The following is a 1789-nucleotide window of genomic DNA, read 5'->3' as shown; positions in this document are numbered from 1 at the left end:
CTTGACTCAAGCATTAATGCAGTACGATCTTCAAAGTTAAGATGATGGTATGACAATTTTATATACTCCATAAACCCTTTAAATTAATTAGGTGGTTTATGTCGCACTTCAAGTTTTACTCTGCCGTTGCTTCTATTTCTGATTTATATTTTAAAAATATATTTAATGATTTAAGCCTCAGTGCCAATATTATTAACAATGGCTTTCATAATGAGCAGTTATTAAAAACTGAATTAAACAGATTGATTCAACAATCTAATTCTTTTAGCAGTGTTTTGATCAGCGATGCAGATGGTCATGTCATCGAATATGCGCCTGAAACCTTGAAATTAGATAAAGTTGCGATTATCCGGTCTTTGGGCTTTAGCAAATCACTCGAATCAAAGAAGCCTTATATTTCCTCACCCTATTATTCATTAAAAGGTAATCTGGTCGTCCTAGTTAGTTTTCCCATCTTTGATCAGAATAATAAATACCAAGGCTTTATTGCAGGGTTTATCTATTTACATGAAGAATCCTTATTAAAGACACTTTTAAGCGAAAATTATGGTTATAAAAATAGCTACTTATATGTTTTTGATAAAGAACATAAAATTATTTATCATCCAGAAAGAGAGAGAATTGGAAAAACATTCCAACACAATACCGGTTTAGCTTATATGGAGTCTCATAGCTCAGGAAAAATAAAATTAAACAACGATATGGGAGTTAGCGAACTAGCAAGTTTTGCAAAAATTCCTACGACTAACTGGACCGTGGTGTTTCAGCAGCCTACAGAAGATTTATTCGCCCAAGCCCGTCTTCTTGCCTACAAAGTGATTGGCACAATTTTTGTTATCTATATTATTATCTTTTTAATCATCTGGCGTATTTCAAAATTTATTACCTCTCCATTAAATGATCTTGCCAAAATGGCAAGTCATTTGAATGATCCAGGTATCACTGAAAAGATTAATCATATTAAGCCTTGGTATTTTGAAGTTTTTAAATTCAAGAAGTCCCTATTATCTAGTGTAAAGGTTTTTAATCAGGAGATTGAAGAACTTAAACAGGATACTTTAACCGATCCTTTAACCGGCTTTTATAATCGTCGTGGCTTTGAACTATTTTTAAATGATTTAATTAGCAATAAAACTTATTTTGCTGTGGTGGTTTTGGATATTGACTATTTCAAGAAAATCAATGATCGTCATGGGCATGATATGGGTGATGTGGTATTAACCAAAGTTGCCGGATTTATTCGGGCAAGTTTTCGCGAACAGGATATTTGCTGCCGCGTTGGTGGTGAAGAGTTTATTATTCTTGCGCCAGTCAAAGAGATTTCCCAAGCCTCTAAAATTGCTGAAAGATTAAGACATAAACTGGCATCGACTTATTTACTTGAAGTTGGTGTAGTGACTGCCTCACTCGGTATTGCACACTGGCCTTTAACTTCTTCCGATATTAAAGAAGTTTTAAAACAAGCAGATACGAATTTATATCAAGCCAAACATTTAGGGAGAAATCGTGTGGTGACAGGTGAATAAAGTGCCTAGTAATAATATTTTTATACAGTTATTAAGTAGATAATTTAAATATATTATTTTGTTATTGTGTTATGGGGTTTAGATCTTTTATTCAAAAAAACAGTATAATTTCTCTAATACTTCTAGGTTTATATAGAGGGGCAGAGTAAAACTTGAAGTGCGACATAAACCACCTAATTAATTTAAAGGGTTTATGGAGTATATAAAATTGTCATACCATCATCTTAACTTTGAAGATCGTACTGCATTAATGCTTGAGTCAA

1 protein-coding gene is annotated in these 1789 nt (G+C 32.9%); it reads left to right on the top strand.

Annotation, left to right across the window (positions count from 1 at the left end; all coding sequences use genetic code 11):
- Nucleotides 1-98 precede the first annotated feature (98 nt).
- Nucleotides 99-1526 (top strand): diguanylate cyclase, encoded by a 1428-nt coding sequence (locus tag ACEWB7_RS17200; RefSeq protein ID WP_411580996.1) that lies wholly within the window; start codon nt 99-101, stop codon nt 1524-1526.
- The last annotated feature ends 263 nt before the right edge of the window (nt 1527-1789 follow it).

The sequence above is a fragment of the Acinetobacter sp. NIOH-H-8 genome, assembly GCF_046635365.1.
Classification (GTDB): Bacteria; Pseudomonadota; Gammaproteobacteria; order Pseudomonadales; family Moraxellaceae; genus Acinetobacter.
The sequence above is the reverse complement of the archived record's forward strand: the minus strand, read 5'-3'. Positions and strand labels throughout refer to the sequence as shown.